Source organism: Halomonas sp. SIMBA_159, assembly GCF_046536035.1.
GTDB classification, from domain to species: Bacteria; Pseudomonadota; Gammaproteobacteria; order Pseudomonadales; family Halomonadaceae; genus Vreelandella; species Vreelandella venusta_A.
In genome coordinates, this window is the sequence record NZ_JAWJBT010000029.1 from 23462 (window position 1) to 39333 (window position 15872).

Sequence of the window (15872 nt, forward strand, 5' to 3'; positions counted from 1 at the left end):
GCTTAACCCCCCGCTTCAACGCTTGTGGGATGGCCGCCCATGGCGTGTTCATCACCCGCATGCTGATTGGTAACGTGGCCGATCGCGGCCTGCTGTTGAGAAGCGTTGGCGCTCTCAAGCTCGCTGGATTCACCGTGGCTATCGTGGGCATCACTGATGGCGTCACCGTGGCTTGCATGACCGCCGTGCCCACTGCCGTCACCACCGTGGAAGCTGCTGACAATCGACTCATACAGCTCAGGCGTAACCGCCGAGAAGTACTCCACCGGGTGGTACTCCGTCGGCTGCGCTAGAGCTTCGTAACCGTCCGGGAAGGTCAGGGTGTCATCGGCGGCACGCACGTTTTCCACCCAGGCATCGAATTCCGCCGGAGAGGTGACGTGGGCATCGAAGGTCATGCCGGAGAAGCCTGCGCCACTGTAGTTAGTGGAACGGCCGGGGTAGACGCCCTCTTCATCGGCAATCAGGTGAACGTCGTTATCCATGCCCGCCATGGCGTAAATCTGGCTGCCTAAGCGTGGAATGAAGAATGCGTTCATTACCGAGCCAGAACTCACTCGGAAGCGCACTGGGGTATCTACCGGGAACGCCAGCTCATTGACGCTGGCAATGCCCTGTTCGGGGTAGATGAACAGCCATTTCCAATCCAGCGCCACGGCTTGGATCTCCATGGGTTCCACGCTGCCTTCAATCGGCTTGTGGGGGTCCAGGCTGTGGGAGGTTTTAAAGGTGAGGAAGGCCAGAACGGCAATGATTAAGCAGGGAACGGTCCAGACGGCAGCTTCAATCGCATTGGAGTGCGCCCAGTCCGGCAGATACTTGGCAACGCTATTGCTGCGCCGGTAGCGCCAGCCAAACAGCAGCGTCATCACAATCACAGGAATGACCACAATCAGCATCAGCCCAAAGGAGGTCAGAATCAGCGAGCGTTGCTCAACGCCAATCTGCCCCTTGGGATCCAGCAATGCAGAACTGCAGCCCGTTAACAGCAAGCACAATACGACGAGCACAAAAGTGCCTCGCCTGCGCCAGTGGGTAGGTAGTTGCATGGTGTGATCTCATCAGAGAGTTGTCTAAAACAGCTCACTGCTTGGCTGGCTAACTAGCCAGCTAAGTAGCAAGCTAACTATCACCCCATACTTTTCCCAAAACAGTGAGCATTACTACGTTGCTCCGGGAAAAATATTCGCCACCTCATGGGGTTAGTGGCGAGCCTTAACCGCGCACCTTGCGTGCATCAACTAAGACTAAAGTATTTTCTATTGATCTCGGTCAATCAGAAAGAGACGTTATGCCGCACCCTGCGCCCCCGTTTGGGCACAGGGCACAGGACACAGGGCTCTGGGGAGTAGTGGCTGAGGAGTGGCTGAGGAGTGGCTGTTGTTAGGCGAGCGAGATGCTCAGCGTGGGCAGCGGGTGGCGCTCTAACAAGCCGGGGGCACGCTCATCGTCGGTGACGACGATATCGAAGTCCTCCAGCGAAGCAAAATAGGCCGGACGCACCACGCCAAATTTGCTGGCATCGACAATCAACAGCCGCTGCATCGCGGTGGCAATCGCCGCCTGTTTAGGCCCAACTTCATGAAAATGAAAGCAGCTCACGCCTCGCTCGCAATCCACCCCAGCAGCGGAAATCAGCGCTTTATTGATGCCCAAACGCTCGATGGCTGCGCCCATGCCGTCGCTACCAAACGATTGGGAGGAAGCGTAAAAAAGCCCGCCGAGTAACACCAAACGCACATTCGGCAAGACTGCCACCGCGTTAGCCACATTCAGCGCGTAGGTCACTACGGTTAATTCGCGGAAGCGGCTTAGCTGGCTAAGCAGCGGAATCAGCGTTGAGCCGCAGTCGATAAACAGCGTATCGCCTTCTTCAATAAAGCTGGCGGCACGCTGGCAAAGACGCTGCTTGACCTGATAGTGGCTCGACTGCTGTTCCGTTAGGTCGTACACCGGCGTCACGCCGGGGTAGCTGGCCATGACCAGTCGACCGCCTAGCAGGCTGATCGGCGAAGGTTGCGTTGAAAGATCCCGTCGAATGGTCATTTCGGAGACTCCGCACAGCTCAGCGGCATCACGAAGATGTAGCGTTCCCCCGCTGGCCAGCGCCTCTTGCAGCATTGCCAAGCGCTGTGCGCTCCGATCGTTCATGTCCAGCATCTCCTTATGATTCATTTTGTTATCAGCATTATGCCCTGCCAAGCGCTCTATGCTGAGCCAGGCCCTCACTTATTTCCACTGGATTATTTCTACTGCAATGCACCCTTTCATCCGCGCATGATGCGCGTATCACATTTAAACAGCGTTGATGTGACAATACTTGCAAATCAACGTTAAAAAAATAACACTCAATGTTATAATTTTAACATCAACGCCAGCCCACACGACCCATAACGTCGGTATGCCAGCCGCCCTGGCACCGAGATACAACCCTGTTGAGGCTTCCATGACTGCTCTATCCCTCTCTCGTTCTTCTTCGTTCGTCACGCTTGGCGCTGGCGTTTTACTGGCAAGTGCTGCCGTGGCAACCCCTGCGTTTGCCGACGATGCCGAGCCGCAAACCCTTGACCGTCTGTGGTCGTTTGCCAACGTCTCAGTCAACTATCTGGATTGGTCTAACGGTACTGAAGCACGCACCGCCAGCAATGCGGCGAAAAGCGACTTTACATTTGTTGAAATCGAAGGCGGCGTCGGCTTTAGCTGGGGCGAATTTTACGGCTTCTTCGATTTCGAGAACCCGACCAACGATCAGTTCGACCAAGCCAGTGGCGGTAAAGACAACTTCCGTACCGCCGGTAAAGTGACCTCGCACATCTACCTGGGCGACAGCCCGCTTTCGCTGTACGCCCATGTGTATGATTTCCGTGACTACGGCTTCAATGGCCGCGAGCAGGACCAAATTCTGGGGCTTGGCTACCGCACTACGTTCGATAACGGCCTGTGGTTCAAACCGTTCATCGGTGCCGCGCGCGTGCAAAGCAATAGCTACACCGGTATGAACGGCTTTATGGCAGGCTGGGTCGCGGGCTACGACTTTACCGCTCTGAACCAGAACTTCAGCGTGACCAACTGGCACGAGCAGACGTTCGGCCGTGACGATGAGTACCTGTCTCAGAACTACGTGAACGGTACAGCTGGCAGCGTAGGCACCAACGGCGCACTCAGCCTGTGGTGGCATCCTTCTGATTTGATCACCACGGGCGTGCAGTACCGCTACTCAGAGAATAAACTGGGTACCCCGGATGCTTACCAAAACGCGATGATCTACTCAGTTAAGTTAAACTTGCTGTAATCGCTCACACTCCTCACGATCCGAAGGTACTCCCATGACCCTCATCATGAGCTTGGTCGGTATGGTCACCCTGGTGGCCATCGCCCTGATCTTCTCTTACGACCGCAAGTCAATTCGGCTGCGCACCGTGCTGGGCGCTTTTGCCATCCAGGCCGGTATCGGTGCATTTGTGCTTTACGTGCCGTTTGGCCAAGCGGTGCTGCAAGCCATTTCCGCCGGTGTTAGCCAGGTATTGGTGTTTGCCAACGACGGTATCGGCTTCTTGTTTGGCGGCTTGGCCGATGTTGAAAACGTCGGCTTTGTGTTTGCCATCAAAGTACTGCCGGTCATCATCTTCTTCTCGTCGCTGATTGCCGTGCTCTACTACCTGGGCATCATGCAGTGGGTCATTCGGATTCTGGGTGGCGCGCTGCAAAAAGCACTGGGCACCTCGCGTACCGAATCGCTCTCCGCCACCGCGAACATCTTTGTGGGCCAAACCGAAGCACCGCTGGTGGTGCGTCCGTTTATTGCCCGCATGACGCCTTCGCAGCTATTTGCGGTGATGTGTGGCGGCTTAGCATCGGTAGCCGGTTCCGTTCTGGCAGGCTACGCGGCGCTGGGTATTCCGATGGAGTATCTGGTGGCGGCTTCCTTCATGGCAGCACCGGGCGGCCTGCTGTTCGCCAAACTGATCATGCCGGAAACCCAAGACGCTGAAGACAGCGACAGCGTTTCCAAGGTTGATGAAGAGCTGAAAGAGCAGGACGACAAGCCCACCAACGTGCTGGATGCAGCGGCCTCCGGTGCGACTTCTGGCCTAATGCTGGCGGCCAACGTGGGTGCAATGCTGCTCGCGTTTATCGGTTTAATCGCGCTGGTTAACGGCATTTTAGGCGGCGTTGGCGGCTGGTTTGGCTTTGAATCGCTGAGCCTTGAGCTGATTCTCGGCTGGCTGTTTGCACCGCTGGCATTCCTGCTGGGCGTACCGTGGGCAGAAGCGACGCTGGCGGGTTCGTTCATCGGCCAGAAGCTGGTGGTCAACGAGTTCGTGGCCTATATCAACCTCGCTCCCTATATCGATGGGGAACAGGTGGTGGCGGCGACGGGTCAACTGATGACCCCGCACACCATGGCGATTCTCTCCTTTGCGCTGTGTGGCTTTGCCAACCTGTCGTCCATTGCGATTCTGCTGGGCGGTCTGGGTAGCATTGCGCCCACGCGTCGCAAAGAGATTGCCCGCTTCGGTGTGAAAGCCGTATTGGCCGGTACACTCTCTAACTTGATGTCGGCATCCATTGCTGGCTTCTTTATTGCGCTGGGCAACCTTACGGCTTAACGCAGCGAGTACGACACCATGCAACGGGCGCTGCTATGTTTTCGCAGTGCCCGTTTTGTCTTTTATTGATTTGCGAGAATTTCATGAACGCGACTGCCTCCCCCCAGCTCACTCAAGCCCAACTGATTCAAGCCGCTCGCCAAGCGCTGGCCCTCATGGATTTGACCAGCCTGAACGACAGCGACACCGACAGCGACATTGAATCGCTGTGCCAGCAGGTGAAGACGCCGTTCGGCAACCCGGCGGCGGTTTGCGTTTATCCGCAGTTTATTGTCACCGCTGCCCGCGCGCTCAGCGCCCACAAGCTGGATGGCCAAGTCAAAATCGCTACCGTGACTAACTTCCCCCACGGCGGCGACGACATCATGGGCGCTGCCCGTGAAACCCGCGAAGCCGTGGCGTCTGGCGCCCATGAAGTCGACGTGGTGTTCCCCTACCGCGCGCTGATGGCAGGCGACGAAGAGACCGGCCGCGAGCTGGTAGAAATGTGTAAAGCCGCCTGCGGCGGACAAGCCCAGCTAAAAGTCATTATTGAATCTGGCGAACTCAAAGAGCCTGCGCTTATCCAACGCGCTAGCGAGCTGGCCATTGAAGGTGGCGCGGACTTCATCAAGACCTCCACTGGCAAAGTGCCGGTGAACGCTACTCTGGAAGCCGCCGAGATTATGCTCAAGGCGATTAAAGCCAGCGGCAAAGACGTTGGCTTCAAAGCCGCAGGTGGCGTACGCAGCGCCGAAGACGCCGCCGAGTACCTCGCGCTGGCCGCTGACATTATGGGCCCGCAGTGGGTGACGCCTGAACACTTCCGGTTCGGTGCATCCAGCCTGCTGAATAACTTATTGAACACGCTAAACGGCAATGCTGATGCCGTGACGAATGGAGGCTACTAAATGCCGTCTAACGCTTCTCACCACGCCCTGCTCCCCCAAGAACTGATTCGCCTGAAGCGCGACGGCCAGCCGCTGCCCGCTGAAGAGATCAAAGCCTTCGTACAGGGCATCGCCGACGACCGCATCAGCGACGCGCAGATTGGCGCCTTCACCATGTCGGTGTTTTTAAACGGCATGAGCCGAGAAGAAGTCGTGGCGCTGACTACCGCCACGCGGGACTCCGGTCACGTGATGCAGTGGGATTCGCTCAACCTGCCCGGCCCCATTGTGGACAAACACTCCACCGGCGGCGTGGGTGACTTGGTATCGCTGGTGTTAGGCCCCTGGGTCGCCGCCTGCGGCGCGTTTGTGCCGATGATTTCTGGCCGAGGCCTGGGCCACACCGGCGGCACGCTGGATAAGCTGGAATCAATCCCCGGCTACGACCCCTACCCCGCGCCCGAGCGCTTCAGCGATGTCGTAAAATCCACCGGCGTGGCAATCATCGGTCAAACCGGCAACCTCGCCCCGGCGGATAAACGCATCTACGGCGTGCGTGATGTCACCGCCACCGTGGAATCCATTCCACTGATTACCGCCTCCATCCTGGGTAAAAAGCTGGCCTCTGGCCTGGACGCCCTGGTCATGGACGTTAAGGTCGGCAGCGGCGCGTTCATGCCCACACCGGAAAAATCCCGCGAGCTGGCAAAAAGTATCGCCAACGTAGCCACCCAAGCGGGCACGCCCACCACTGCCTTGCTCACCGATATGAGCCAACCGCTGGCCCCGTGTGCCGGTAACGCGGTAGAGATCGTCGAAACCCTGGCGCTGCTGCGCGGCGAGCGTGCCAACAGCCGCGTGATGCAGGTCACTCGTGAACTCGCCGTTGAGATGCTGATTGCGGGCAAACTCGTCGCCAACCGCGAAGAAGCCCTCACCAAGCTGGATAAAGCGCTCACCTCTGGCGCGGCGGCGGAAGTCTTCGCCCGCATGGTGCGCGAACTGGGCGGCCCCGCCGACTTTATGGAGCGCTCGGACAGCTACCTGGCCACCGCCCCGGTGATTCAAGCGGTGTACCCCGAACAGAGTGGCATCGTACAGCGCTTCGATACCCGCGCCGTGGGCATGAGCGTTGTAGAACTGGGCGGCGGCCGCCTGCGTAACGACGCCAGCGTCGACCACAGCGTCGGCTTTAGCGATATCGTCGAAATCGGCGACCGTGTGGATAGCCAGCGCCCGCTGGCCATCGTTCACGCCCGCACCGAAGAAGCCGCCGCCCGCGCCGCCGCCCAGCTACGTGCGGCGGTCACCATCGGTGACGCTGAAGCCGCCGCCGACACACTGCTGCAAGAGACCTTCCGAGGAGAAGCCTAATGCGCCGTGCCGTTGTTTTAGTACTCGACTCTTTTGGAATCGGTAGCGCGCCGGACGCCGCGACCTTTGGCGACCAGGGTGCCGACACCCTAGGCCACATCGCCGCCGCCTGCGCCCGTGGCGAAGCGGATACCGCCGAGCGTTCCGGTCCGTTGAAGCTCCCCAATATGGCCGCGCTAGGCTTATTCCACGCCCACCGGGATGCCACCGGTAGCGTGGCGGAAGGCGTCAGCCTGCCCGAGCAGTTGAAAGGCGCTTATGCCCACGCCAAAGAGATCTCCAGTGGTAAAGACACTCCCTCCGGCCACTGGGAAATTGCCGGTGTGCCGGTGCGCTTTGACTGGGGCTACTTTCTCGACAAAACCAACAGTTTCCCCCTGGAACTGCTGGATGCCATTGTTCAGGAAGCGGATTTAACGGGCGTGATCGGCAACTGCCACGCCTCGGGCACCGAGATTATTGCCCGCCTGGGCGAAGAGCATATCGCCACCGGCAAACCGATTGTGTATACCTCCGCAGACTCCGTGTTCCAGATTGCGGCCCACGAAGAGCACTTTGGCCTGGAGCGCCTCTACGCACTGTGCGAAACCGTGCGCGAGCTGCTGGAGCCCTACAACATTGGCCGCGTGATCGCCCGCCCGTTTATCGGCGACGACCGCGAAAGCTTTGCCCGCACCGGCAATCGCCGCGACTACAGCGTTGAGCCGCCCAGCCCCACCGTGCTGCAAAAGCTCGCCGACGCCGGTGGTGAAGTGGTGTCGATTGGCAAGATCGCCGACATCTACGCCCACTGCGGCATTACCCACAAGGTCAAAGCCAGCGGCCACGACGCGCTGATGGAAGCCACCCTGGCGGAAGTGGCGCGCACCGCCAACGAGACCAGCGACCGCCCGACCATGATCATGACCAACTTCGTGGATTTCGATTCGGTCTATGGCCACCGCCGGGACGTGCCGGGCTACGCCGCTGCGCTGGAGCACTTCGATGCCCGCCTGCCGGAGCTGTTGGCCGCCCTCAACGACGACGACCTGCTGCTGCTCACCGCCGACCACGGCTGCGACCCCAGCTGGGAAGGCACCGAGCACACCCGCGAATACGTGCCGATCATGGTACGCGGCGCAGGCTTCGCCCCCGGCGCGCTGGGCGAGCGCGGCACCTTCGCCGACATTGGCCAAACCCTCGCGGCGTTCTTCGCCGTAGATGCCATGGCCGATGGCGAGAGCTTTTTACCTAACGCGGCATAAAGGCCGATCACCCATTATTTGCACGCTAATGTGCACAGCCAGAATCAACCCGTAGCGGGGGTCTTTCGCCAGGGATGGCGAAAGTAGCGCCCAGGGAAGGGTTTACAGCGCCCCCGCCTAGGGTTGTTCTGGCTACTAATTTTTGCAGAGGAGTGTCTCATGGCTACCCCACATATCAATGCCGAAAAGGGCGATTTCGCCGATACCGTACTGATGCCCGGCGACCCGCTGCGCGCCAAGTACATCGCGGATACCTATCTGGAGAACGTGCGCCAAGTAAACGACGTGCGCAGTATGTTCGGCTACACCGGCACCTACAAAGGCCGCGAGATTTCCGTAATGGGCCACGGTATGGGTATTCCTTCCGTCTCCATTTACGCCAAAGAGCTGATTACCGATTACGGCGTCAAGTCGATCATTCGCGTCGGCTCCTGCGGCGCGGTACGCGACGATGTCAACGTGCGCGACGTGGTGATTGGTATGGGTGCCTGCACCGATTCCAAAGTGAACCGCATGCGCTTCAACGACCACGACTTCGCTGCCATCGCCGATTTTGAGCTGACCAGCCACGCCGTCGCCGCCGCCAAAGCGCAGAACGTGCCGGTCAAAGTCGGCAACATCTTCTCAGCGGACCTGTTCTACAACCCGCAAACCGATATGGCTGAGCTGATGAAGCGCTACGGCATCGTCGGCGTTGAGATGGAAGCCGCTGGCCTGTACGGCGTGGCAGCCGAGTTCGGTGCCCGCGCACTGACCATCTGCACCGTGTCTGACCACATTCTGAAAGGCGACTCGCTCTCCAGCGCCGACCGTCAAACCACCTTCAATGACATGATGGTGATTGCGCTCGACACCGTCCTGCGCGACGACGCTGCCAACGCTTAACCGCTTGGAATCAAGCGCCCACTGAGAGGATAACGCCATGAGCCAAGCGGATCAGGCATTGGTAGACACGCTGCTGACCACCCTGGGCAACGCCTACGCGCCCTACTCCAACCACCCAGTGGCGGCGGTGATGGAGTGCCCAGACGGTCAGCAGTTTGCGGGTAGCAACGTAGAAGTGGCCCACTACAAAGGGCTATGCGCCGAAGCCTCGGCCATCTCTGCCATGATTACCGCTGGCCAGCGCGAGCTAGCCAAGGTCTACGTGATGGGCCCCGGCGAGCATCTCTGCACGCCCTGCGGCGACTGCCGCCAGCGCATCCGCGAGTTCGCCACCCCCAGCACGCAAATCATGGTGCTCTCCAAGCAGGGTGAAGTGCTAAAAACCTACACCATGGACAGCCTGCTGCCCGATGCTTTTGGGCCGGAGCAACTGCCGGGACGGTGATGCGTAAGCACCTGTAAATAAACGGGCAAATAGTTGCCCGTTTATTTGGTACTAATATATTTTGATATTAAAATTAGAGCGTAGATTAGACTATCGGAGCATCGCTTCTCAAATCAACAACCTCCTTATCAACAAACTAATCTTTTTAACATCCTCCCTACTAAAGCTGGTTTTTATAGACAGCTCCATCTTTCATAATTAATAAGAGCTGAGAATCTGGATCCGTAAGCACAGTAATATCTTCGAGAGGGTTATCTTTGAGTACTATGACATCTCCTCTCGCGCCTGGAATGATTTCTCCGAAATCACCGGTATGGCCATAAGCATCAGCAGCATGGCTAGTTGCTGCACGAATCAACTCATCCGTTGGAACCACGTCTTTGCGCAAATTAAATTCATTAAGCTGATGGCGCTGCATCCGGCCAAGCAGATCAGAGCCATATAGCATCTTCACACCATAGCGCTGCGCCATTTCCAAAGCTTTTCCGCCAGCATCGAGGACATCATAAACTTTCCGCTGAAGATGCTCTGCCATGCCAGCTTCTACTCCCTCTTTCGCCAAGGCATCATAAGTGCAAAGAGTAGGCGTAAGATAAGCATCGTACTCAAGAAATAGACGACAGCTCTCCTCGTCCATTAGGTTGCCATGCTCAATGGTCTTAACACCTCGCGGGATAAGCCGGTTGATAGCGCGCGCCGTATAAGCATGGGCCATGGTGTGAATATTGGCGGCGGTGGCTTCTTCCACGATGGCATCAATTTCCTCAAGCGAAAACTGAGTACTGTCGATACGGTCGGTAGGTGAAGAGACGCCACCAGACGCCATAATTTTGATCTGGGTGGCCCCTTTTCTAATCTCGTCCCTAGCGGCCCGGCGTACTTCACTTACACCATCGCAAACACGACCTAAACCAGCGCAGCAGAAGCAGCCTTCAAAGGTTTGCTGACCTGGGCCACGCATATCGGCGTGACCGCCGGTCTGGGAGAGTGCATTCCCTGCGTACATGATACGCGGACCGACCAGAGCGCCTTCATCGACAGCCTTGGCTAGCCCGTAATCTGCACCGCCAGCGTCACGCACGGTCGTGAATCCGCGCATCAACATAGCTTCCAGCAGCTCGCTTGATTTGGCACCGACATAGAAAGGCGAGAGCGTCTCAAGCAATGCAAAATTGGGGGTGATTGCCGTGACGTGGACATGCGAATCAACCAAGCCGGGCATCAGGAAGTGGCCCTGAATATCGATGACGTGATCATCACTGTCCTCTAGCGGCGAATCGCTCACATCGACTACCCGGCCATCCTGAATGCGCACCTGCTGGTTGGCGAGTACCTTTCCGTTGCGAGTATCAATAACGTTGGCATTAATAAAACGTGTTGTTGTCATGAGTATTCCTTGTGGATTTTCCATGTGAGAGTAGCGTTAAAACATTTTTTGAGGGAGGTAGAGCGAAAGTGCCGGGATAAGCACAATCAACAGCAGGGCAACAATATCCATGACGATGAACCAGGCGACGCCCTTAAAGACTTCAGACAGAGTGACGCTATTACCCAGGGCACCTTTAATGACATAAACATTGAGCCCGATAGGCGGGGTAACCAGCCCCACTTCAAGCAGCTTGACGACGATGATGCCGAACCAGATCAAGTTGAGGTCTGCGCCTTCTACTAGGGGCAGAATTAACGGCAGAGTGAGTAGTAGTAAGCCAATGGAATCGATAAACATACCCAACACAAGATAGATCACTGCCACAGCGAGAATAATCCACCAAGTCTCAGTACTGACGCCGAGAATTATTTCGGAGAAAGCAGCGGGTACGCCACTCATAGCTAAGAAACGGGTAAAAAACAGCGACCCGATAAGAATAATAAAGATGCTTGCCGTGCTTACCGCCGTGCGAATCAGCGCTTCCCGAATGGCTGAAAAAGTTAGTGTGCGACGTGCCAAGGCAATCAGAGCGGCAATTGAGGTACCCACTGCCCCCGCTTCAGTAGGTGAAAAAACACCCAGAAAAATCCCTCCAAGGACTGAGCCAATCAGCAGCGGCAACGGCCATATATTTTTAAAGGCCTCCCACTTCTCGTCCCAGCTAGAGCGTACATCGGTGTTGCCCGCCAGGCTGGGATTTAGCTTGGTGCGCACAATAATCATGCCGATATAAAGCAATGCAGAAAGCACACCGGGAATGAATCCCGCCATAAACAGCTGGCCCACCGACACCTGGGCGTAAACACCATAGAGCACCAGCAGCACGCTGGGGGGAATCAACGAGCCAAGTGTTCCTGATGCGGCGACGGTACCGGTTGCCAAACCCTTGTCGTAGTTATGCTTGAGCATTTCGGGCACGGCAATACGCGACATGGCCGCCGATGTTGCGACGCTAGAGCCGGAGGCGGCGGCAAAGAAGGCAGAGGCCATGACACTAGAAACAGCCAGGCCGCCTGGCAAGCGTGCCAGATAAAGCCGCATAGCATGAAACAGGCCTTGGGTCATATTAGTGCTGGTACACAAATAGCCCATGAACAGAAACATAGGCGCAGCGGTCAGCTCCCAGGTGCCCGCGAAGTCGAACGGAGTGGCCGAAATCATGCCCCAGGCCACGCGCATGCTGGTCATTTCACCAATGCCGATGATCGACACCAAGCCTAGTGCAACGCCAATTGGCACGCGCAGGGCGATAAGGGACAAGGCGATGGCAATGCCTGCCACACCTATCTCGATATTACTCATTAGGAAACTCCTACAGGGCTTGGCGTTGTTGCAGCGCCTTAATCATATTGGCGAGGATGGCCAGGCACATAGCCGCGAAGCCAACCGGTAACGCCCAGCGACTGGGCCATAAATAGAAGGTGAAATTGGCCATGGCCGTTTCCATTCGAGCCGTAGCACGTAATGCATCTAGATAGCTCTGGTAACAGAGCATGCCGAAATAGAGGAGACCAAGGGTGCTGGCAAACAAGTAAAGTACCAGTTGGGCGCTGGGCGGAAGCCTTCCCACCAGCACATCCACGCTGATGTGTTCGCGCTGAAGTTCGACATAGGCGAGCGGCAGAAAGACGACGGCGACCATGTAGTAAAAAGAGACAAACTCCAAGGTGCCTGTAAACGACTTTCCGAATAAGTAGCGCAGCCCAACATCGAGTGAGACATGCAGTGCCATAAGCACCAGAAACAGTGCCGCCAGCACCATGGCACTTTTGGCGATCCACTGGCTCAACGACTCCACGTGTCTGGCGATCATACAGGCTCACTCCTCTTCGCATCTGAGGCAGAAAAACCCAGCTCCAGAAGCGTCTCTTTCCAGAACAGCAGCATATCGCGGTAGAGTTCAGGGTCATCACGCCAAATGCTTTGCGCCCCCATACCTCGCATCATGCACAAGGTGGCGTTCAGGGCGACGCGATTCTGATGTGAAGTGTGCTTGGAACTGGCGACTAACTGCTCCCAAATCTGCTCCAAAGAGTCATTGAACTTTGCTGCCAGCGGTATCAGCACTTTCATGATATCGGGGTCGGTTCGCGCATTAGTGAGGTATTCGAGAGTCACCATATAAAGGTCACCCTTGAAGTGCTCATGCAGCGCTTTAAGCAGGCTGTCAAAGTTAAGCTCACCCGCTTTAACCTTTACGGCCATCTCCCTTACGCTTTCCACTTCGCGACTAAGCAAGTCCTCAAGCGCCGCCTGCATCAATAATGTCTTAGAGGGGTAATGGTGAACTAAAGCGCCACGGGAAACGCCCGCCAGACGTGCAACATCTACCGTTGAAGTGGCACGAATGCCCTTCTCGAGAATGCATTCGATAGTCGCTTGCGTCACCCGAGCCTGGGTTTGGCGTGAGCGTTCTTCTTGATTCTGTCGCTTCGTCATAGCGAACCCTTATTTGGCCTAGGCCGCCTCAATGCGGCGGCCTCAATGTTGCAGCGTTAATAGATTCCGTAGTCAGCAGGAAGCTTATTGTAGATCTCTTCCATGGCCAGTTCGGCCAGTGCCTCTTCGTCCTCGCGATCAACCTCGCTGATTAAGGCATCCCACTTTTCGTAGGTCGCGATAAAATCATCAATCAGCGCCTCTGGGTCTTCAACGCCGTACTCATCGCGGGCCTTATCGTAGACATTGGCCAAGGCCTCATCGCGGAAAGCCTCCACGGAAGCCATCAGATCATCTTCGGGCTCGTAGATGTTGTTGCCTTGAGAAGCGGCTTCTTCCAGTGCGGCTTCAGAAGCGCCCAGATACTGGACAATCATGCGTGTCATTGCCTTGGCAGTCGCTTCTTTGAAGACATCGCGCTCTTCATCGCTGAGGCTAGCCCAAAAGCCCGCGTTGAAACCCCACTGAGGGCCAGACCAATACATACCGGTCGGCAACAGCGTCGTGTGCTCGGCAACCTCCCACAATGAGCGGTCAATCAAGTCATTAGCTGCATTAGAGGCGCAGTCCAGCGAGCCACGATCGAGGCCGCTGTACATCTCACTGGAAGGCACATTGACGGGCGTTCCACCGGCTTGCTCGACCCAGGCAGAAACAGTAGAACCTGCGGTACGAATACGCTTACCGCGCAGCTCTTCTAAATTGCGGACTGGCTCGCGGCAGAACAGCACATAGGAAGGCGTGTTATAGGCACCCAGGTAGACAATATCCAGCTCTTCCCACTCAGCTAGCTGGGTGGGATTGTTAAGGCTGAAGTCTGTCACTGCCAGTATGCCAATCAGCGGGTCATCATAGTTAAACCCTAACTCCTGAACGGCATTCGCAACCGGCATTTCAGAAGGCGTATAGATAGCTGCATGATGAGCAACCTGAACCACGTTATCCTGGATACCCTGCAGGTTAGCCCGGGGTGCCAGCAGTACGGTGCCAGTATAAACCTCGGGCTGCAGTTCGCCGTTCGAGAGTTCCTTGACCATTTCTGCCCACTCGATGTAACCGTAACGGGAGTGGGGATGTTGCTGATCGTAGAATGAATTGGCAATAAAGGAAGTTGCTGCATGAGCCGAAGAAGCAACAATTGGCAAGACCAGCGCTCCAACGGCGAGTGTCAGCGTATTACGAGTGAAGTTCATATAGTTTCCCAGGCCGATTTAAACGGCTGTTTTTTTCTGTTGTACCGCTTTGTATTGTTGACACGTCACCGGATGTGGCGCGTGCACATAATTCAATCTAGACTTCAAATAATAAAAAAACAAGCAGGCCTGTTTGTTTTTGACATAGCTATTTTTGCGGAGAACGATTAAGCAATGAAACTAAAGGAAAATCCCACTCGACTTGATACAGCAGGCACCTTGAGAGGGATTCGTATGATGCTGCCTTTAGCAGTTTTTACGGTCGCTTTTGGATTAGCGTTTGGAGTTGCCGCAGTGCACCAAGGTCTAGCGGGTTGGGAAGCGATGTTAATGAGTCTATTTGTATTCGCAGCGCCATCGCAATTTGCCGCCCTGGAGATGTGGCATCCGCCTTTACCACTACTTGCTTTGGCGGCGGTCACACTCGCGATCCATACTCGGCATATGCTAATGAGCGCAGCGCTCTATCCCTGGCTCCGGTCATTACCTAGGAGCCAACAATTCGCAATGGTGATTCTGCTGACCGACTCAAACTGGGCGATGGCACTGAAAGAGTATCAGCGTGGTGAGCGAAACCTAGGTATTCTTCTAGGTGGAGGGATAGCGCTATGGGGGGCCTGGGTCATGGGGACAGCAATAGGGCTAGCCTTTGGTGGAGGAATTGCCCAGCCTGAACGCTTTGGCCTTGATGTAATTATGCTGTGCTTTCTGCTTATGATTGTTGTCGGTGGCAACCCCAAAGCAGCAATGGCTCTACCCTGGCTGGCTGCAGCGGCAAGTGCATTAATGGCGTACTGGTGGTTGCCGCCTTACCTGCATGTGATGGTGGGCGCTATCATCGGTGGCATGGTGGCGGTCTTGTTACCAGGACGCTGGTTCAGGAAGAGCACTGTATGAATTTTTCGCCCGTATGGGAGTCTTTGATAGCCATCATATTAATGGTCGTCATTGCTTATGGCTCCAGAGTACTTGGGCTACTCATAATGGCGCGCGTGCCTCTAGGCCCACGGGTTCGGAGATTCATTGATGCAATGTCTAGTTCAGTGCTGATTGCCGTTATTACGCCGATCATAGTGCATGGCGACGGTGGCGTGCGTATTGCAGCTATTGCCGCAGGAACAGTGGCAATCATACTAAGAAGTCCACTGGTTTCGATTGCACTAGGTATGTTCTGCGCTGCTGGGTGGCGTTGGTGGTTTCCAGTATAAAACACATTGTTAATACCGCTGCCATTAAACCTTAAAAAGTTATACGGTTAATTAAAAAAAGACATTTTAAAACATCAACTTATAAGTCTATGACTCAATCCCTGAATTCAAACATTAAGCGCAGCACCCGCGGTTTCCAGCGCTCCTGAATACTCTCCCAGGAACACTTGTGCCGG

Annotated in this window: 16 protein-coding genes; 9 read left to right on the plus strand and 7 right to left on the minus strand. The window is 56.1% G+C overall.

The features are described 5' to 3' along the window. Positions 1–2: 2 nt before the first annotated feature. Both cyoA and R0J87_RS16670 read right to left on the minus strand, forming a co-directional pair. Positions 3–1049 carry a ubiquinol oxidase subunit II gene (cyoA, locus tag R0J87_RS16665; RefSeq protein ID WP_498887580.1) on the minus strand — a complete coding sequence of 349 codons (1047 nt, stop codon included), beginning with the start codon at positions 1047–1049 and terminating at the stop codon, positions 3–5. A gap of 334 nt (positions 1050–1383) precedes the next feature. Continuing rightward, positions 1384–2151 carry a DeoR family transcriptional regulator gene (locus tag R0J87_RS16670; protein WP_399843213.1) on the minus strand — a complete coding sequence of 256 codons (768 nt, stop codon included), beginning with the start codon at positions 2149–2151 and terminating at the stop codon, positions 1384–1386. A 295-nt stretch (positions 2152–2446) separates the two neighbouring features. On the opposite strand from R0J87_RS16670, the gene R0J87_RS16675 reads away from it, so the two are divergent. From R0J87_RS16675 to cdd, 7 genes are all read left to right on the plus strand, one after another. Continuing rightward, complete coding sequence (locus R0J87_RS16675; protein WP_498887582.1) at positions 2447–3292, plus strand: outer membrane protein OmpK; 846 nt, start codon at positions 2447–2449, stop codon at positions 3290–3292. Between the two features lie 34 nt (positions 3293–3326). Next, entirely contained in the window at positions 3327–4610 is a 1284-nt protein-coding gene (locus R0J87_RS16680) for a NupC/NupG family nucleoside CNT transporter (RefSeq protein ID WP_404345028.1), read from the plus strand. Positions 4611–4693: 83 nt separating this feature from the next. Then, complete coding sequence (gene deoC, locus R0J87_RS16685) at positions 4694–5500, plus strand: deoxyribose-phosphate aldolase (RefSeq protein WP_498887584.1); 807 nt, start codon at positions 4694–4696, stop codon at positions 5498–5500. Further along, entirely contained in the window at positions 5501–6853 is a 1353-nt protein-coding gene (gene deoA / locus R0J87_RS16690) for a thymidine phosphorylase (protein WP_498887586.1), read from the plus strand. It begins immediately after the preceding gene. Beyond that, positions 6853–8097 carry a phosphopentomutase gene (locus tag R0J87_RS16695; protein WP_498887587.1) on the plus strand — a complete coding sequence of 415 codons (1245 nt, stop codon included), beginning with the start codon at positions 6853–6855 and terminating at the stop codon, positions 8095–8097. The genes deoA and R0J87_RS16695 overlap by 1 nt, the downstream gene beginning before the upstream one ends. A gap of 159 nt (positions 8098–8256) precedes the next feature. Beyond that, complete coding sequence (deoD, locus tag R0J87_RS16700) at positions 8257–8982, plus strand: purine-nucleoside phosphorylase (RefSeq protein WP_253504079.1); 726 nt, start codon at positions 8257–8259, stop codon at positions 8980–8982. A gap of 37 nt (positions 8983–9019) precedes the next feature. After that, positions 9020–9427, plus strand: coding sequence for a cytidine deaminase (gene cdd / locus R0J87_RS16705; RefSeq protein WP_044629006.1), 408 nt, complete (start codon positions 9020–9022; stop codon positions 9425–9427). Positions 9428–9587: 160 nt separating this feature from the next. Here cdd and R0J87_RS16710 read toward each other — a convergent pair whose 3' ends face one another. The 5 genes from R0J87_RS16710 to R0J87_RS16730 are packed head-to-tail and all read right to left on the minus strand — an operon-like array spanning position 9588 to position 14488. Beyond that, complete coding sequence (locus tag R0J87_RS16710; RefSeq protein WP_498887589.1) at positions 9588–10814, minus strand: metal-dependent hydrolase family protein; 1227 nt, start codon at positions 10812–10814, stop codon at positions 9588–9590. Between the two features lie 36 nt (positions 10815–10850). Further along, positions 10851–12158 carry a TRAP transporter large permease gene (locus R0J87_RS16715; RefSeq protein WP_498887591.1) on the minus strand — a complete coding sequence of 436 codons (1308 nt, stop codon included), beginning with the start codon at positions 12156–12158 and terminating at the stop codon, positions 10851–10853. A gap of 10 nt (positions 12159–12168) precedes the next feature. Next, positions 12169–12669 (minus strand): TRAP transporter small permease subunit, encoded by a 501-nt coding sequence (locus tag R0J87_RS16720; RefSeq protein ID WP_498887593.1) that lies wholly within the window; start codon positions 12667–12669, stop codon positions 12169–12171. Further along, positions 12666–13295 (minus strand): TetR/AcrR family transcriptional regulator, encoded by a 630-nt coding sequence (locus R0J87_RS16725; RefSeq protein ID WP_138801454.1) that lies wholly within the window; start codon positions 13293–13295, stop codon positions 12666–12668. The genes R0J87_RS16720 and R0J87_RS16725 overlap by 4 nt, the downstream gene beginning before the upstream one ends. Positions 13296–13351: 56 nt before the next feature. Beyond that, complete coding sequence (locus tag R0J87_RS16730; protein ID WP_498887595.1) at positions 13352–14488, minus strand: C4-dicarboxylate TRAP transporter substrate-binding protein; 1137 nt, start codon at positions 14486–14488, stop codon at positions 13352–13354. Positions 14489–14662: 174 nt separating this feature from the next. Between R0J87_RS16730 and R0J87_RS16735 the strand changes: the two genes are divergently transcribed. Both R0J87_RS16735 and R0J87_RS16740 read left to right on the plus strand, forming a co-directional pair. Continuing rightward, positions 14663–15385, plus strand: coding sequence for an AzlC family ABC transporter permease (locus R0J87_RS16735; protein ID WP_498887596.1), 723 nt, complete (start codon positions 14663–14665; stop codon positions 15383–15385). Then, positions 15382–15696 (plus strand): AzlD family protein, encoded by a 315-nt coding sequence (locus R0J87_RS16740; RefSeq protein WP_498887598.1) that lies wholly within the window; start codon positions 15382–15384, stop codon positions 15694–15696. Before R0J87_RS16735 ends, R0J87_RS16740 begins: the two co-directional genes overlap by 4 nt. The last annotated feature ends 176 nt before the right edge of the window (positions 15697–15872 follow it).